This is a genomic window from Dorea sp. 210702-DFI.3.125, from assembly GCF_020560945.1.
Classification (GTDB): domain Bacteria; phylum Bacillota; class Clostridia; order Lachnospirales; family Lachnospiraceae; genus Dorea; species Dorea formicigenerans.
Genome location: NZ_JAJCNF010000001.1, coordinates 71,757 through 89,445, shown reverse-complemented (window position 1 = coordinate 89,445; position 17,689 = coordinate 71,757). Strand labels below are relative to the sequence as shown.

General features: G+C 40.6%; 17 protein-coding genes. 2 read left to right on the top strand and 15 right to left on the bottom strand.

The features are described from left to right. Positions 1 to 4: 4 nt before the first annotated feature. The gene (locus tag LI164_RS00405) at positions 5 to 349 is read right to left on the bottom strand and encodes a cupin domain-containing protein (protein WP_005332647.1); all 345 of its coding nucleotides are present in this window, start codon (positions 347 to 349) and stop codon (positions 5 to 7) included. Between the two features lie 180 nt (positions 350 to 529). Between LI164_RS00405 and LI164_RS00400 the strand changes: the two genes are divergently transcribed. Together LI164_RS00400 and rlmH are read left to right on the top strand one after the other, a co-directional pair. Further along, positions 530 to 808: a type II toxin-antitoxin system HicB family antitoxin gene (locus LI164_RS00400; protein WP_005332646.1), complete on the top strand. Its 279-nt coding sequence runs from the start codon at positions 530 to 532 to the stop codon at positions 806 to 808. 46 nt (positions 809 to 854) lie between these two features. Further along, positions 855 to 1,334, top strand: coding sequence for a 23S rRNA (pseudouridine(1915)-N(3))-methyltransferase RlmH (gene rlmH, locus LI164_RS00395; protein ID WP_005332645.1), 480 nt, complete (start codon positions 855 to 857; stop codon positions 1,332 to 1,334). A gap of 121 nt (positions 1,335 to 1,455) precedes the next feature. Here the strand turns inward: rlmH and LI164_RS00390 are convergent, their stop codons facing one another. From LI164_RS00390 to LI164_RS00325, 14 genes are all read right to left on the bottom strand, one after another. Then, positions 1,456 to 2,229: a ZIP family metal transporter gene (locus LI164_RS00390; RefSeq protein WP_005332644.1), complete on the bottom strand. Its 774-nt coding sequence runs from the start codon at positions 2,227 to 2,229 to the stop codon at positions 1,456 to 1,458. 254 nt (positions 2,230 to 2,483) lie between these two features. Further along, the gene (gene gltA, locus LI164_RS00385; protein ID WP_005332643.1) at positions 2,484 to 3,872 is read right to left on the bottom strand and encodes an NADPH-dependent glutamate synthase; all 1,389 of its coding nucleotides are present in this window, start codon (positions 3,870 to 3,872) and stop codon (positions 2,484 to 2,486) included. After that, entirely contained in the window at positions 3,872 to 4,759 is an 888-nt protein-coding gene (locus LI164_RS00380) for a sulfide/dihydroorotate dehydrogenase-like FAD/NAD-binding protein (protein ID WP_005332642.1), read from the bottom strand. The genes gltA and LI164_RS00380 overlap by 1 nt, the downstream gene beginning before the upstream one ends. A gap of 217 nt (positions 4,760 to 4,976) precedes the next feature. Further along, positions 4,977 to 6,158, bottom strand: coding sequence for an iron-containing alcohol dehydrogenase (locus LI164_RS00375; protein WP_005332637.1), 1,182 nt, complete (start codon positions 6,156 to 6,158; stop codon positions 4,977 to 4,979). Positions 6,159 to 6,281: 123 nt separating this feature from the next. Further along, complete coding sequence (locus tag LI164_RS00370) at positions 6,282 to 7,544, bottom strand: chitobiase/beta-hexosaminidase C-terminal domain-containing protein (RefSeq protein WP_005332635.1); 1,263 nt, start codon at positions 7,542 to 7,544, stop codon at positions 6,282 to 6,284. A gap of 22 nt (positions 7,545 to 7,566) precedes the next feature. Then, a complete protein-coding gene (locus LI164_RS00365; RefSeq protein ID WP_005332634.1) occupies positions 7,567 to 10,029 on the bottom strand; it encodes a DNA translocase FtsK in 2,463 nt (820 codons plus the stop codon). A 55-nt stretch (positions 10,030 to 10,084) separates the two neighbouring features. Further along, the gene (locus LI164_RS00360; RefSeq protein WP_005336485.1) at positions 10,085 to 10,756 is read right to left on the bottom strand and encodes a ClpP family protease; all 672 of its coding nucleotides are present in this window, start codon (positions 10,754 to 10,756) and stop codon (positions 10,085 to 10,087) included. Between the two features lie 49 nt (positions 10,757 to 10,805). After that, the gene (locus LI164_RS00355) at positions 10,806 to 12,086 is read right to left on the bottom strand and encodes an O-acetylhomoserine aminocarboxypropyltransferase/cysteine synthase family protein (protein ID WP_005332630.1); all 1,281 of its coding nucleotides are present in this window, start codon (positions 12,084 to 12,086) and stop codon (positions 10,806 to 10,808) included. A 22-nt stretch (positions 12,087 to 12,108) separates the two neighbouring features. Continuing rightward, positions 12,109 to 12,840 carry a YebC/PmpR family DNA-binding transcriptional regulator gene (locus LI164_RS00350; protein ID WP_005332628.1) on the bottom strand — a complete coding sequence of 244 codons (732 nt, stop codon included), beginning with the start codon at positions 12,838 to 12,840 and terminating at the stop codon, positions 12,109 to 12,111. Positions 12,841 to 12,884: 44 nt separating this feature from the next. Further along, positions 12,885 to 13,622: a hemolysin family protein gene (locus LI164_RS00345; protein WP_144124151.1), complete on the bottom strand. Its 738-nt coding sequence runs from the start codon at positions 13,620 to 13,622 to the stop codon at positions 12,885 to 12,887. Between the two features lie 26 nt (positions 13,623 to 13,648). After that, the gene (locus tag LI164_RS00340) at positions 13,649 to 13,996 is read right to left on the bottom strand and encodes a type II toxin-antitoxin system PemK/MazF family toxin (protein WP_005336494.1); all 348 of its coding nucleotides are present in this window, start codon (positions 13,994 to 13,996) and stop codon (positions 13,649 to 13,651) included. A gap of 136 nt (positions 13,997 to 14,132) precedes the next feature. Continuing rightward, on the bottom strand, positions 14,133 to 15,302 hold the full coding sequence (gene alr / locus LI164_RS00335; protein WP_117656923.1) for an alanine racemase: 1,170 nt from the start codon (positions 15,300 to 15,302) through the stop codon (positions 14,133 to 14,135). Between the two features lie 3 nt (positions 15,303 to 15,305). Then, a complete protein-coding gene (locus tag LI164_RS00330) occupies positions 15,306 to 16,820 on the bottom strand; it encodes an NAD(P)H-hydrate dehydratase (RefSeq protein WP_173785755.1) in 1,515 nt (504 codons plus the stop codon). A gap of 80 nt (positions 16,821 to 16,900) precedes the next feature. Next, a complete protein-coding gene (locus LI164_RS00325; protein WP_117656921.1) occupies positions 16,901 to 17,542 on the bottom strand; it encodes a redox-sensing transcriptional repressor Rex in 642 nt (213 codons plus the stop codon). Between the last annotated feature and the right edge of the window lie 147 nt (positions 17,543 to 17,689).

The window sequence follows — 17,689 nt, the reverse complement described above, 5'->3', positions numbered from 1 at the left end:
ATTTTTATTTTTTTAATACAAGTGCTACAAATACAATTGGTTCTGTTCCGTGATTCTTAATTCCATGTCCGTCTCCATCTTTGCAAAATGTAACATCGCCGGTTTTGATCTCGTATTCTTTATCGTTGTCCATATAAGTCGCACTGCCGGAAAGTACATAATAAGTCTCAGTTTCTCCATGATGCTCATGATAACCAAGTTCACAGCCTGGCTCAATGGTTACCTGAGAAAATATACGGCAATGCTCTCCTCGTTCTTCTTCATTTAAAAGAGCCTCCATAAGCACATGACCTGCTCCGCCATTTACCTGTTCTTTTTTTGCAATCTTACGTTCGCCTGCTCTTGTCATTGTTCTAGAACCTCCTGAATTCAATTTTAATATTATAAGTATATCATAGCATATCTTGTGCAGAATAACTTAGTGAATCACAGAAAAATGAAAGAATAATTAAAAAGTGTTTGCTATTGTATTCCTGTCAAGTCGTGATATAATGTAAAAGACTTATAAGAGTTTAGAAAGGACAGAAAAATGAAATTTATATATCCAGCAGTATTTCATGAAGAAAAAGATGGAAAATACAAGGGCTATTTCCCTGATTTAGAATGTTGTTACGGAGAAGGTGACACGATAGATGATGCCATAGATGATGCCAATGAGGCCGCCAGAAACTGGCTGAGTCTGGAACTTACAGAAGAAGATCCATTCATCCCGTATGTATCTGACGAGGAAGATATTGACTTAAAAGAAGGGGAATTTATTCGTAACATTTCTGTAAATATCCGGTTTTACGAGGGCTGGGACGAATAATATCCAGCTATTTTTTACGGAAGATATTTTTTGACTGGAGACATTTATGAAAATTACTTTAATTACCGTTGGAAAAATAAAAGAAAAGTATTTAAAAGATGCTATTGCAGAATACAGTAAGAGACTCGGCCGTTATTGTAAGCTTGAGATTGTCGAAGTTGCTGACGAAAAGACGCCGGATCACGCAAGCGAGACTGTTGAAAATGCAATCCGGGATAAAGAAGGCGAACGCATTTTGAAATATGTCAAAGAAGATTCATATGTAATTACATTAGAAATTCGTGGCAAAATGCTGACCTCTGAAGAACTTTCCGAAAAAGTCGACACGCTTGGCGTTCAAGGCATCAGTCATATTATTTTTATTATAGGCGGCTCTATTGGTCTTGGCAAAGAAGTTTTAAAACGCTCAGACTATGCACTCAGCTTTTCAAAAATGACGTTTCCTCACCAATTAATGCGTGTGATCTTATTGGAACAGATATATCGCAGTTATCGAATTATAAATCATGAACCCTATCACAAGTAAATGAGATTTTTTACATTCTGTTATCAATCGTCATAACTAGTGTAAGTTTATAAATTAAAAGAATAAAGGAGAACATGTTACTTTATCGAACATGTTCTCCTTTTATTCATCTTTATGCTTTCTAGCCCAACGCTACATCTAATATCATCATTAATACAAACCCAAGCGAAAAACCTATTGTGCCGACATTGCTATGGGTTCCTTCAGATGATTCCGGAATTAACTCTTCCACTACAACATAAATCATAGCACCTGCTGCAAATGCAAGTAGATACGGCAATACAGGTGTAATTTTAGATGCAAGCAAAATTGTTATACCACCACCAATTGGTTCCACAATCCCAGAAAACATACCATATAAAAAAGCTTTTATCCGCCCTTTTTCACTTCTGACAGGCAGTGAAACAATAAAGCCTTCTGGTACATTTTGAATTGCTATGCCGATAGACAGTGCAAATGCTCCGGCAAGTGTCACTTTTGAATTATTCATAAGAAGTCCTGCAAATACTGCGCCACCAGATATTCCTTCCGGAATATTGTGAATTGTAACTGCCAAGATCAGCATCGTCGATTTCTTTAATGAAGCTTTAGGACCTTCTGATTCTTCACTCCCAAGATGCAGATGTGGAATGAGGCGGTCCAATGCAAGAAGAAATACAATGCCGACAAGAAAGCCAACAGCAGCCGGTAAAAATGCCAGTTGTCCCAGATGATCAGACATTTCCATAGCTGGAATTAAAAGTGACCATACAGAGGCCGCAACCATAACTCCCGCTGCAAAACCAAGTAAAGACTTTTGAATCACAGGTTTTAATTCATTTTTTATAAATAATACGCATAATGCCCCAAGAGTTGTTCCGATGAACGGTATCATTAGTCCCCAGAAAATTGTCATGTATCAAACACTCCTTTTTATTATCTATTAGTATTATATTCAGAATCTCGATATCCTAGAATAACCGTATTAAATTAATCTGCGGAGGTTAGGCGCAACTAATTCTAATATTATTTTATACAAAAGATTTAGAAGTGTCAATAAAAAAGTCAACTTCATAAATTAAGGGCACCCCTTTTATGAAAAAAGGGACACCCTTAATCAATGATGGAGACGTAGCATTTTAAAGTTTTACTACGTCCCCATTCAAGAATTTATTTGTTGCTTAATAATTCATGAATTCCTTTTGCTCCGGCTTTTCCGGCACCCATAGCAAGGATTACTGTTGCTGCTCCTGTTACAGCATCTCCGCCAGCGAATACACATGCTTTTGATGTCTGTCCATTTTCTTCTTCTGCAACAATACATTTTCTCTTGTTTGTCTCAAGACCTTTTGTTGTAGAAGCGATCAATGGGTTTGGAGATGTTCCAAGAGACATGATAACTGTATCAAGTTCAATCTCGTACTCTGATCCTGGAATTTCTTCCGGACGTCGTCTTCCTGATGCATCAGGCTCTCCAAGCTGCATCTTAACAACCTTCATTCCTTTTACCCAGTCATTCTCATCTGCAAGAATTTCTTTTGGATTTGTAAGAAGATCAAATATAACGCCCTCTTCTTTTGCATGATGTACTTCTTCAACTCTGGCTGGAAGTTCTTCCTCGCCACGACGGTAGATTACATGTACTTCTGCTCCAAGACGAAGTGCTGTTCTGGCAGCATCCATTGCTACGTTACCGCCACCGACAACTGCAACTTTCTTACCTGCTGCAATCGGTGTATCATAAGAATCATCGAAAGCTTTCATAAGGTTGCTTCTTGTCAGATACTCGTTTGCAGAGAATACTCCGTTTGATGCCTCTCCCGGAATTCCCATGAACATCGGAAGACCTGCTCCGGAACCGATGAATACAGCTTCAAAGTTTTCCTCTTCCATCAACTGATCGATTGTTGTTGATTTACCGATTACTACGTTTGGCTCAAAATGTACACCTAATTCTTTTACTTTTTCGATTTCTTTCTTTACGACTTTCTCTTTTGGAAGACGGAACTCTGGAATACCATATACAAGTACTCCGCCAAGCTCATGAAGTGCCTCAAATACTGTTACTTCATAACCAAGCTTTGCAAGGTCTCCGGCGCATGTAAGTCCGGACGGACCAGAACCGATAACTGCAACTTTATGTCCATTTGTCTTCTCAGGTTTTGCAGGTTTAATGTCATGCTCAAGAGCGTAATCAGCAACGAATCTTTCAAGTTTACCGATTGAAATCGGGTCACCTTTGATTCCACGGATACATTTGCTCTCGCACTGGGACTCCTGTGGACATACACGGCCACAGATAGCAGGAAGTGCTGAGGACTCTCCGATTACTTTATAAGCTTCCTCAATATTACCTTCTTTTACATGACTAATAAATCCTGGAATATTGATAGATACAGGACAGCCCTGAATACATCTTGCATTCTTACAGTTGATACAGCGCTGTGCCTCTTCCATTGCTTCTTCTTTGTTATATCCATAACATACTTCTTCGAAGTTTGTTGCTCTTACTTTTGGATCCTGTTCTCTTACAGGAACTCTCTCTAATACATTTGCCATTATTTGTCACCTCCGCAGTTTCCGCATCCACCATGATGAGTGTCACCTTCCTGTAATTTCAGCATTGCACGACCTTCTTCTGTCTTGTAAAGCTGCTGTCTCTTCATAGCGTTATCAAAATCAACGAGATGTCCGTCAAACTCTGGTCCGTCTACGCATGCGAATTTCACTTCGTCTCCAACGATCAGACGGCAGGCACCGCACATTCCTGTACCATCAACCATGATTGGGTTCATGCTGACAACTGTCGGGATCTCCAGTTTCTTTGTAAGGAGACAGACAAATTTCATCATGATCATTGGACCGATTGCAATACATACATCATATTTGTTTCCATTATTTACAAGTTCTTCGACCATTGTTGTAACCATTCCGGCATGTCCGTAGGAACCATCATCTGTACATGGGTAATAGTTACCAGATACAGCTTCCATAGCATCTTCAAGGATCAGCATATCTTTTGTCTTTGCTCCGACAATAACATCTGCTGCTACGCCGTGTTCATGTAACCATTTTACCTGTGGATATACAGGAGCAGCTCCAACTCCACCTGCTACGAATAAGATTTTTTTCTTTTTCAAGTCTTCTATGTCTTCTTCAACGAGCTCTGAAGCACAGCCAAGAGGTCCAGTGAAATCACGGAATGAATCCCCGGCCTTTAAGTCAGCCATCTTTACAGTAGATGCTCCGACTTCCTGGAATACGATTGTAATAGTACCTGCTTCTCTGTCATAGTCACAGATTGTAAGTGGGATACGTTCTCCCTTATCGTCCATCTTAACGATAACGAACTGTCCAGGCTGGCAGTGTCTTGCAACACGTGGTGCCTCAACATCCATAAGATAAATCTTGTCAGCTAATTTTTCAGCTTTTAATATCTTATACATCTTGCTTCCTCCTAATTCTAACCCCCATTGAAATACCGGGAATAATAATAATCATCTATATAATGATACAACATTGTTATGAAAATATCAAGTAACTTGCTGTGAATTTAATTTCTAAATAAATTCTGAAAACCGCACCAAAAACGGCAAATATTATTATAATACCTGCCGTTTCATCATTATTTTATTAAAATTATTTTTTTAACATTGTTGTTAATTAAAAATCAACTTCTGTTCCATAATAAATACATGTAAACAGTCTTTCCATTGTAGCTGGATCAATTGTTCTTGGATTAGAACCTGTACAGGCATCTCCAACAGCATTTTCAGAGATTGTAGCAATTTTTTCTTTAAATTCATCTTCTTTGATTCCGAAATCCTTTAATGTAGCCGGAATATTTAAGATAACATTGAATTCATTGATCTTCTCACAAAGACTGTTGATGAGTGCTTTTTCAGATGCTCCACCAAGTCCTACAAATCTTGCAATTTCAGCATATCTCTTAGCTGCTACAGGATCTTTTGCATTATATTTGATTACATATGGAAGATACATTGCATTTGCAAGACCATGTGTAATATGTCCTGTAGAGAATGCAGCTCCTGTTTTATGAGCCATAGAATGTACGATTCCAAGTAATGCATTAGAGAATGCCATTCCAGCCAGACACTGTGCATCGTGCATTTTTGCTCTTGCTTCCATATTGCATCTGTAGGATGCCGGAAGATAATCAAATACCATCTCGATTGCTTTGAGTGCAAGCGGATCTGTATATGGACAGTTCAATGTAGATACATATGCCTCAATCGCATGTGTCAAGGCATCCATACCTGTGTAAGCAACCTGCTTTACAGGAAGTTCAGCTACAAGAGCCGGGTCAACAATTGCAACATCTGGCGTGATGTTAAAATCTGCCAGAGGGTACTTGATTCCTTTTGCATAATCTGTGATAACAGAAAATGCTGTTACTTCAGTTGCAGTTCCGGAGGTTGAAGGAATTGCTGCAAATTTTGCTTTCTGTCTTAATTCCGGGAAACTGAATGGTGTAATCAGATCTTCAAATGTTATTTCCGGATACTCATAGAAAGCCCACATAGCTTTTGCTGCATCAATCGGTGATCCACCACCCATAGCTACGATCCAGTCAGGCTCGAATTCCTGCATAGCCTTTGCACCTTTCATTACAGTTTCAACAGACGGGTCTGGTTCTACACCTTCGAAAAGAGCAACTTCCATTCCAGCTTCTTTCAAGTAGTCTTCAACTTTTGCAAGGAATCCCTGGCGTTTCATTGCGCCGCCACCGACAACAACGATTGCCTTTTTACCTTTTAAGTTCTTCAGCTCTTCTAAAGCTCCTTCTCCATGATAAATGTCTCTTGGTAATGTAAATCTTGCCATGATTTTTCTCCTCCATAAAATAATTGCGTTAAATTTTTATCACAGTTGCATTATAGCATTGATAATAATTTAACGCAATATTTTTCTGGTAATTTTTTCTTTTTTTACATAATAAGATAACAATTATTGGTTATCATACATATAATTTCTAGTGGTAATACCACTCATACGCCCCTTTCCATTGACAAGTACGACTTTAAAAAGAGTTTCTCCCTTTGGCATGTCGATTGGCCCGGTATATTTTGTAGATGCTGTTGTCGGGTCTGTACCGTCTGTCGTGTAATATGCAGTATATCCCTCCGGTACTTTTACTTCAATCTGAACTGCTTCATCGTACTGTCCTGTTGACGGGGAGACCGCCGGTGCATCTTCTACAGGGAATTCTACCGTGTAAGTCTTCTTACCGATTGCACTCGGCACCCCTTTTTTGTTGACAGCAATTGCTTTTATGGTTGTCTCACCCTCGCTGATCTGTATGCCTTCACTAGTGTACTTCGTACTTGTCAGATCAGGATCTGTACCATCCGTTGTATAGTAGATTGTATCTTTATCTGCAGTCAGAAGTAATTTTTGGACATCATCATAAGTCGTAGAATCCTCCAGACTGAACTTTGGTTCATCTACAACATAATCGCTTAATTTCTCCAACATGGAATCATTGACAGAATCCAAAAGTTCTGGAATTTCCATGTTCTGATCTGATTTCAAATAAAAATCCATACATGCTTTATAAAGTTCAACATTACCAGATTGCTTGCTAACTGCTTCTTCAAATAATGTTGTACCTTCATCTGTCTTATCCTGTGACTGATAAACATCTGCAAGACCTGTGTAAGCATCTGCTTTTTTAGTATTTTTGGAAATTGCCTGTTTATAATAAGCTTCTGCAGTGGTATAATCTTTTGACTGCGCGGCTTTTTGTGCTTTTTTCATAATCCCGTTATAGGAATTCTGATATACAACATAGAATCCGGCACCTGCTAATACTACGATTGCAGCCATAATAAGCAGGACGATTCGTCTTTTTCTGCGCAAAGCTTTCTTTCTTGCTGCTTTTGCGCTCTGCCGTTTTCTTCTTTCCTTTTCAGTTAGCATCTGCCCCGTAGTATTCCCGGTCATTCTTCTTCCAGTCATAGCCGCTGTTGTTCGTGATGCACTTCTTCCTGTATTTCTGCCAGCAGATTGTCCTGTCCTGTTATTATTTCTGCGTTTTTGATTTATATATTGATCGAGCTCCGATTCCTGCTCATTGCCATCTAATTGGATCTGAGCCGTTAACATTTCTTCAAGTGGATTGTAATCTGGTACAATCTGTACCTCTCGCCCACATTTTTTACAATATAATTCCCCTTCTGGTATTTCTGCCTTACAATACCTGCATTTCATTGTCTATACTGACCTCCTCTGATTATTCAGTAGTATTTATATTTTGTATGTATTGTTCAAATTCTTCTGGTGTCATGAGGATTTTTCGCGGTTTTGTTCCCTCTTCGCCACCGACAATCCCCGCTTCACACAATTGATCCATAATACGTGCTGCACGGTTAAAGCCAATCTTGAATGCTCTCTGCAGCATCCCTATGGAAGCCTTGTCCTTATCAATGATAAGACGACCTGCGTCTATAAAATAGGCATCTCGCCCATTACTTTCATCGGCACCAGGTCCGTTTGAAGATACCATGCCAATATTGGATGTATTTACATGATTGACAACTTCTTCATCGTAATTGGCATTGCCATTTTTGTCAATTAAATAATCAACAACTTTCTGCACCTCTTTATCCGATACAAAAGCTCCCTGGACTCGTACCGGTTTCTGATAACCGGATGGATAAAAGAGCATATCTCCTTTTCCAAGTAATTTTTCAGCGCCATTCATATCAATGATGGTTCTGGAATCAACTCCAGAAGTTACAGAAAACGCGATTCTTGACGGCATGTTTGCTTTAATCAATCCTGTGATAACATTGACAGACGGACGCTGTGTTGCAATGACCAGATGAATTCCTGCTGCTCTTGCAAGCTGTGCCAGCCGGCAAATTGCTTCTTCAACTTCGCCAGGAGCAACCATCATAAGATCTGCAAGCTCGTCTACAATAATGACAATCTGCGACATCTTATGTCCTTTTGCTTCATCTGCATGATCCGGCATAGATTCAATCTTCGCATTATATCCTTTGATATCACGTACATTCAATGACGCAAATGCCTGATAACGCCTTGTCATCTCAGCTACTGCCCAGTTCAAAGCACCAGCTGCCTTTTTCGGGTCTGTCACCACGTCAATCATCAGATGTGGAATGCCTTTGTAAACACTTAATTCTACAACTTTAGGATCGATCATAATTAATTTGACTTCATCCGGAGTTGCTTTATAAAGGATGCTCATGATCAATGTATTAATACAGACAGACTTACCGGAACCTGTAGCACCTGCGATCAGCACATGTGGCATCTTTGCTATATCTGTAACGACAACCTTACCTCCGATATCTTTTCCAACTGCAAACGATATTTTAGAGGTACTGTCTTTAAATTCTTTGGACGCTAGAAGATTCCCAAGCATGACTGTAGAATTTTCCTTATTCGGAACTTCAATTCCTACAGCTGCTTTTCCCGGAATCGGTGCCTCGATTCGAATATCTGCGGCGGCCAGATTCAGCTTGATATCGTCTGCCAGTCCGACAATCTTACTTACTTTCACACCCATTTCCGGCTGAAGCTCATAACGCGTGACAGCAGGACCACAGCTTACATTTGTAACTGTTACATTTACTCCAAAATTCGCCAGAATCTCCTGAAGCTTCATAGCAGTTTCCCGAAGCTTTGCATCCGATTCCTGACGTCCTTCACTACCACGATTCAGAAGTGATACCGGTGGCATTTTATATGCTTTTGTTCTTACAGCCGCTGTTGTCTTCGCAGCTTCTGCTGCAACACGCGCAACTTCATCGGCAACCGGAGCTGCTCCCATCTTACTTTTACGCACAGAACTTCCCGAAGAAGAGTCTGTCGGATTCTTGTCTGCCTGTGTAAAATCAAAGGCTTCCTCCGTCACATCTGATTCTTCCGGAATATCTTCTATTGGAATATCAGGAGCCCTGTTGATCACAAAATCCGGTTGTTTTTTTGTTTTATCTTCTTCCGGTATCATTTCCGGATTACTCTTTATTTCCTTCATCTCCGGTGACTGGAACTTATCAGAAAGTCTGGTTGCCAGAGAAACTCCCGTTACGCGGTGATCCGATCGTTTTTCGTTAGGGTTTGTGTTTTTGGCAGCTTTTTGTTCCTGCTCACGCATCTTAGCACGCTTAGCTTTACGTTCTTCTGAAATTTTACGTCTTCTTTTGGCATCTTCTCTTGCGCGGCCATAGGCCTGATCACCTTTTGCTTTTACTCCCTTTAAAGCAGATTTACCAGTAATGATCACTCCACAGATAATCATACAGATTATTACAATTACATATGTACCTGCCACTCCGACTGCGGGTATAAGAAGGTTTGCAATAAAGCTTCCAAGTCTTCCGCCCATCTCATGGATCAGGTCTAAAAGTGTACAGGTAAGGATCATAAAAACCAGCACAAGCGCAGATTTTATATATGCGATTCTATTTTCTTTATTTGATATTAAAAATGATACGATTCCAAACAGTAAAAATGGGACAAGATAGGCAACGATCCCAAAGCCGTGCTTTAGAGCCCCGGATACATGATAGCCAATGTTTCCGCCAAATCCGAAATTACTGATCAATAGCAAAATACTGACTGCCAGAGTAACCCAGACAAAGATTTCCTCCCCTAAAAAACTTTGTTCGGTCTTTTTTTTCTTTGTCTGCTTTCTGCCAGTTTTCTTTTTTGACTTTGCAGCCATATTTTTTACTCCCCCTTATGCGCAAAACATATCACACTATAGTATACATGAATGATTATTTTTCGTCAATCATCTGGTGAAGTTTCCTTAATGCATGGCTCATTCCTCCAACTTCATCAATCAGACCTTCCCTGACCGCATCTTCTCCTTCCAGAAGTGTGCCGACATCTTTGACAAGTTCTGTCGGATTAAGCATCAGTTCTTCGATACGTTCTTCGTTCATATGGGAATGAGCTGCAAGAAACCCTGTAATGCGTTTTTGTGTCCGGATCATATTTTGGAGACTTTGCTGTACTCCAATAAACATGCCATTTGATCTGACCGGATGTATGATCATAGTTCCGCTCGGGACGATAAATGAGTAATCTGCCGCCACTGCCAGCGGTCCTCCGATAGAATGGCTGCCTCCAAGGACTAGAGAAACTGTCGGTTTACTAATAGAAGCGATCATCTCTGCAATAGATAGTCCTGCTTCCACATCCCCGCCCATTGTATTTAAAAGGATCAGAAGTCCATCAATCTCTTCGCTGTCTTCTACTTCAGCCAGCATCGGCAAAAGATGTTCGTATTTTGTCGCTTTTGTATTCCCGGATACCGCTTCATGACCTTCAATCTCTCCAATAATTGTCAGAAGACGTACATTATGTTTCCGGTTATTAGAGTCAAGTTTCATGCTGCCGGTTTCTTTCATTTCATTTCTTTTTTCCTCAGTTGTTTCTTTTTCCATAAAAAATACCTCCATACTTTTTTCTTAGTATGGAGGTATTTGAATACTTTTATACCTGTTCAAGTGCCTGACTTAAATCAGCAATAATATCATCAATATTTTCAATTCCAACACTGAAACGGATCAGATCCGGCTGTACTCCAGCTTCTTTTAACTCCTGATCATTCATCTGACGGTGTGTGTGACTTGCCGGATGGAGAACACAGCTTCTTGCATCGGCTACATGAGTCACGATTGCAATCATCTTCAGGCTGTCCATCATGCGGACTGCTTCCTCTCTTCCACCCTTCAGACCAAAAGTAATCACTCCACAAGTTCCGTTTGGCATATATTTCTTAGCAAGTGCATAATGTTTATCACCTTCTAGCATCGGACAACTTACCCACGCTACTTTTTCATGTGCCTGCAGATATTTTGCAGCTGCCAGAGCATTTTCACAATGACGCTCCACACGTAATGGAAGCGTTTCAAGTCCAAGATTCAGAATAAATGAATTCTGAGGTGATGGAATGGAACCTAAATCTCTCATTAACTGAGAAGTCGCCTTTGTAATATACGCAGCTTTTCCAAATTTCTCTGTGTATACGATTCCGTGATATGTCTCATCCGGAGTTGTAAGTCCCGGAAATTTATCTGCATGGGCAGCCCAGTCAAAGTTACCACTGTCAACGATAGCTCCTCCGACACATGTGGCATGTCCATCCATGTATTTTGTAGTAGAATGTGTTACGATATCTGCACCCCACTCGAACGGACGGCAGTTGACCGGTGTTGCAAATGTATTATCCACAATAAACGGTACGCCATGTGCATGAGCAGCCGCTGCAAATTTCTCGAGATCTAATACTACAAGAGCCGGATTGGCAATGGTTTCACCAAATACAGCTTTTGTATTCTCTTTGAATGCGGCATTTAACTCTTCTGTCGTACATTCCGGATCAACAAATGTTGCATCAATGCCCATCTTTTTGATTGTATGGGCATACAAGTTATAGGTACCGCCATATACTGCAGAAGCACATACAATATGATCTCCTTCTTCACAGATATTCATAATGGCATAGAAGTTCGCTGCCTGACCAGAAGATGTCAGCATTGCTGCAACTCCGCCTTCCAAATCGCAGATTTTTGCTGCCACTGCATCATTGGTTGGATTCTGCAGTCTTGTATAAAAATATCCGGATTCCTCCAATGCGAACAGACGACCCATCTGATCGCTGCTATTGTATTTAAATGTTGTACTCTGATAAATCGGAAGTACACGCGGCTCTCCATTGCCCGGCTCATAACCGGACTGGATACATTTTGTTTCAATCTTGTAATTACTCATAAGTTTATCCCCTTTTTATGTTTTACTCGTCCCAGTTATGATAAACATCCTGAACGTCATCATCATCATCAAGCATATCCAGAGTCTTCTGAATATTTGCGATGTCTTTCTCATCTGTCAGTTCGACATATGTCTGAGGGATCATTGTAACCTCTGCACCTGCCATTGGAATTCCAGCTTCTTCAAGAGCCTGACGTACAGCACTGAAATCTTCCGGTGTTGTAAAGATCTCGAAGCTGTCTTCTTCCTCTGAGAAGTCCTCTGCTCCGGCATCAAGTGCGGTCATCATGAGTTCATCAGAATCCCCGTCGAACTCTTCCTTATCTACAATGATCTGACCTTTTTTATCAAACATAAAGGATACACATCCAGGTGTTCCTACATTTCCCTTACCTTTTGTAAATGCATTCTTTACATTCGTAGCTGTACGGTTTCTGTTATCTGTCAGAGCCTCTACGATGATAGCAGTTCCGTTCGGACCATATCCTTCATATGTAATGTGCTCGTAGTTTGCTGCATTGGCATCCCCTTCAGCTTTTTTGATATTTCTGTCGATGGTATCATTCGGCATATTGTTAGCTTTTGCTTTTGCAATAACATCACGCAGACGGCTGTTGTTAGCCGGATCAGCGCTTCCACCTTCTTTTACGGCAACTGCAAGTTCTTTTCCGATTTTCGTAAAGATCTTACCCTTTGCTGCATCATTTTTCTCTTTCTTATGTTTAATATTGGCAAATTTTGAATGTCCTGACATTTCTATTCCTCTTTTCTATCTGTTTTCACACGTTCTTTATTCTATCACGCCATCAGAAGTTTTTCAATCTTTACTCTTTGAATTGTGTTATCATTTACTTCCAGAACGGTAAATCGGTAGTTCTTATATACTACAATGCACTCTTCGCCTTCATTCGGGATACGTTCCAGCTTGTCAATCATAAAGCCATTGAGTGTTCCATACTCTTCCGTGTCAAATGTAACATGCAAAAGGTCTCCCAGTTTTTCCAGCTCCAGCATACCGCTCGCGATATAGGAACTGGCAGAAAGTACAATGATCAATTCTTCTTCCACGTCATGCTCGTCCATAATATTTCCGACAATTTCTTCCAGTATATCTTCCAGTGTCACAAGACCGGAAGTCTGCCCATATTCATCCATAACAATTACGATGTGGTTTTTCTTTGCCTGCATCTCCTTAAAAAGGCGATCAATATTCTTAGACTCCGGTATAAAATCTACAGGTCTTATGTAAGAATGTAATTCTTTGACCGGAACATTTCTGTAATTGTTTTTCAAATAGCATGTCATGGCCTCACGCAAATGCATAAAACCGATGATCTCATCAATACTTCCTCTGTAAATCGGAAATCTTGAATAATTCGTCTCCAGCATAAAATGCAGTGCATCTTCCAGAGATTCCTCCTCATCTATCGCCACAATATTCTTCCTGTGAGTCATGATATCCCGGGCGTTCTTATCCATGTATCGGAACACATTACGGATCAGCTTATCCGCGGTCCCCTGTCTGGCCTCGTCCATAATTCTACTTTCTTTCACTCCTTTGATTATGTATGAAGCTCAAAACTGACTTTGATTGCTTCATCTACTTTGTACATCATTTCTTTATCCAGGTGACAAACCATGTCCTTTAAGCGCTGTTTGTCTATGGTTCGGATCTGTTCTAATAATACCACAGAATTCTTTACAATCTGATATTTTCTTGCATCTATCTCTACATGAGTCGGCAGCTTCGCCTTATTCATACGGGAAGTAATCGCCGCACATATGACAGTCGGGCTGTGACGGTTTCCTACGTCATTCTGAATAATCAGCACCGGACGAATCCCTCCCTGTTCTGAGCCGACCACCGGACTCAAATCTGCATAATAGATATCACCACGTCTTACCTGCACAATGTCCACACTCCGATTTTACTATGATACTACAAGTATTTCCAGCTTTTTCGGAAGTATTCTTATATTTTCATGCAAGAATAAAGCAAAATCCATTCACAGGCATCCCAGTCTGGGCTTTTACCCTTTCTTACTATTACACATCAAAATAATCGACCTGTTCTATGACCTGCCCATTCTGAATGTATTCTCTTGGAATTCTCTTTCCGAGATCACAGACAAATTCATAGTTAAATCTTCCAGACAGATCACTTAAAGTCTCCACCGGAAGAAATTCTTCACCATCTTTACCGACCAGTGTTACTTTATCACCAAATTTTACATCTGGAATATCTGTCACATCGACCATAAACTGGTCCATACAAACTCTTCCGCGGATTGGTGCTTTTTTGCCATGGATCAGTACATAACCTTTGTTAGAAAGACTTCTGGGATATCCATCTCCGTAGCCGACCGGAATGGTCGCAAGAGAAGTCTCTTTTTCTGTCACATAGGTTCCGCCATAGCTGACCGGAGTTCCTTCCGGAACTGTCTTTACATAAGAGACATGACTGATCAGTTCCATGGCCGGTCTTAACGGAACATTCTTTTTTTCTACCTCCTCGGAAGGATACAATCCATAAATGGATATTCCGGCACGTACCAGATCCATATTCGCTTTCTTAATATCAATGATACCGGCACTATTTGAGCAGTGGTAAATCGGAAATGAGACACCTCGCTTTTTAAGTTCATCACGCATATAGTTGTATTTTCCAATCTGAACATCTGTATATGCCTTGTCTGTTTCATCTGCTTTTGCAAAATGTGTGAACATTCCTTCTAATTTAAGTCCCGGCATTTTTGAAATTTCTTCAATTGCATCTACACTGTCTTCATGAATCTGGAAACCAAGTCTTGACATTCCGGTATCCAGCTTAATATGAATATATGCATCTTTTCCCATTTTGACCGCAAGATTCGAAACTCCTTTCGCCATTTCTACTGTGTAAGTGGTCATCCGGACTTCATTTTCAATCATTGCTTCCCACTGATCCGGGAAAATGCATCCAAGCACAAGAATTGGTTTTTTTATTTCATTTTTTCTCAAGACGACAGCTTCGTCCAGTGTTGCAACCGCGTAGCCCCAGATATAGTCTACCGGTTCCAGTAACCGGGCAATCTGGACTGCACCATGTCCGTATCCATCTGTTTTGATAACTGCGATCATCTGTACTCCATCTTTGATATTTGCTTTCATCATCTGGAAATTATAAAAAATTGCATCCAGATCCACTCGTTCACATACTCTGCTGTATTGTTTCATAATCTAGTTTTCCTCCTGTATCGTCATGGCTGTTCCTGCCTTTTGTGCAAGTTCCCTTGCGAGAAGACTGTATGCGCCTTGTTCCTTCTCTATAATCTCACCAGCTCTTCCGTGAATATAAACACCGAGAAGCGCTGCTTCCCATTCAGAAAGTCCCTGTGCGAGATACGATGCGATAATGCCTGCCAGCACATCCCCGGATCCGGCTTTTGCCATAGCCGCACAGCCGGATAGATTTACCGCTACCCGCTCTCTCGGCTTTGCAATGGTTGTTCTGGAATCCTTCAGTACACAGGTAACGTCATATTCTTTAACAAATGTACGAAGTGCTACAATACGATCTTTTTTTACTTCAGCAATCTTCAAACCGCTGATCCGTTCAAATTCTTTCATGTGCGGTGTAAAGATAAAATGTTCACAATCTGCACCACACAGATAATCCATATGTTCAGACAAAATATTAAGTCCGTCTGCATCTATGACACACGGTTTCTTTGTATATGCAATGGTTTCTTTTAAAATCTTCCTTGCAGTCTTCTTTGTTCCAAGTCCGGAACCTATAGCTACGACATCTGCCCAGTCGATCAAGCGATGTAGTTCATTGACATCATATTTTTCATAAGTTGTAATGATCGCTTCCGGGATCTGGCTCTGTAAGATCACGAGATTCTCTTTAGCAGTATAGATCTGCACCAGCCCGGTACCTGTCCTGTAAGCTGCAAGTGCGCCAAGATATGCAGCACCTGACATACCTTTGCTTCCGGTGATCATAAGAAGCTTTCCGTAAGTTCCTTTATTGGAGTCCGCATTTCGTTTCGGAAGAAGTGCTGCATAATCACTGCCCTCCAGTGTACAAACTGTTTCCTCATCTCTTTCCAGTGGAAGTGATACAATTCCGATATCCTCGGATACACAGATTCCTGCATAACTTCTTCCCGGATCAAGTACAAGACCAACTTTCGTCTCCTGAATTGTCACAGTATAGTCTGCACGCACTGCAGTTCCTAATACATTTCCTGTAGTTGCGCAAATTCCGGAAGGAATATCCACGGACATACGGACTGCATCAGACTGATTCACACACTCTATAATCTGTGCATATCTGCCTCCAACCTCCCGGCAAAGTCCAACTCCAAAAATTGCATCGATAATTAAAGTATACGGTTCACTTTCAAATGCTTCTTGCTCAAACCGCTCCTTAAACTGTGCTCCTGTATTTTTCAACTGTTCTATCTGATGGGCAGTCTCTGGTGTGCAGTGATCTCTGTTTCCGACCAGAACTGCTGTTACGTCACACCCTTCCCATGCAAACATTCTGGCAATCGCAAAGCCGTCCCCGCCATTATTTCCAGAACCACAGAGGACACATATTTTATTTAAATTAATTTTCCAGTCTTTAATGTGATCTACACATGCTCTGGCAGCCCGTTCCATAAGTTCCAGGGACGGGATTTTAAGTTCATTTATCGTAAATGAATCTGCCGTTTTCATCTGTTTAGCATCTGGCAAATATCTCATAGTTTTGATTCCTCCTGATAGAAAGAAACGTGCAAAGCCAGGATGCAATCTGAACAAACCTGTCTTTACACGTTATCTCCTTAATTATGTTCTTCCTTGTAGCGGCATATATTATATGACAGCCTCATCAGACTCTCGGATAAATGTACATTCTCAACAATCACACTTTCCGGAAGATTCAGATCTGTATGTGCAAAATTCCATATTCCGTGAACATTGTGATCTGCCAGAAATTTTGCGACTTTGATTGACTCATCCTTTGGAATCGTCAATGCTGCAATATCGATACTGTTCTCATCTACAAATTTCGGAAGCTCGTCCATCATCTGAATTGGAACACCACGAACTTCTTGCCCGTCAAGCTCCGGATTGATATCAAACAATCCTTTTAAGATAAATCCCCGCTTTTCAAATGATGCATAGTTCGCAAGTGCACGCCCCAAATTACCAGCACCAATAATAATAATATTATGATCCTGTTCCAATCCAAGAATTTTTCCGATTTCTGAGTACAGATATTTTACATTATAGCCATACCCCTGTTGCCCGAATCCGCCAAAATTATTAAGATCCTGACGAATCTGGGAAGCTGTTACTTTCATTCTTTTACTAAGCTCATTGGAAGAGATTCGTTCTACTCCCTGCTCGATCAGCTCCCCAAGGTATCTATAATATCTGGGTAATCTACGGATAACTGCCTGTGAAATTCCCCTGTTTTGCATGATCCGCACCTCCTTCCTTCAAAAATTTCTACTCATTATTATAGGCAATCGTTAGTATAATGTCAAACTTTTTAGTTGTTTTTTGTAGTATTTTCGTTATAATAGTATAAGATGATGCCAAAATTATGCGGTCGCAGCGCCGGACGC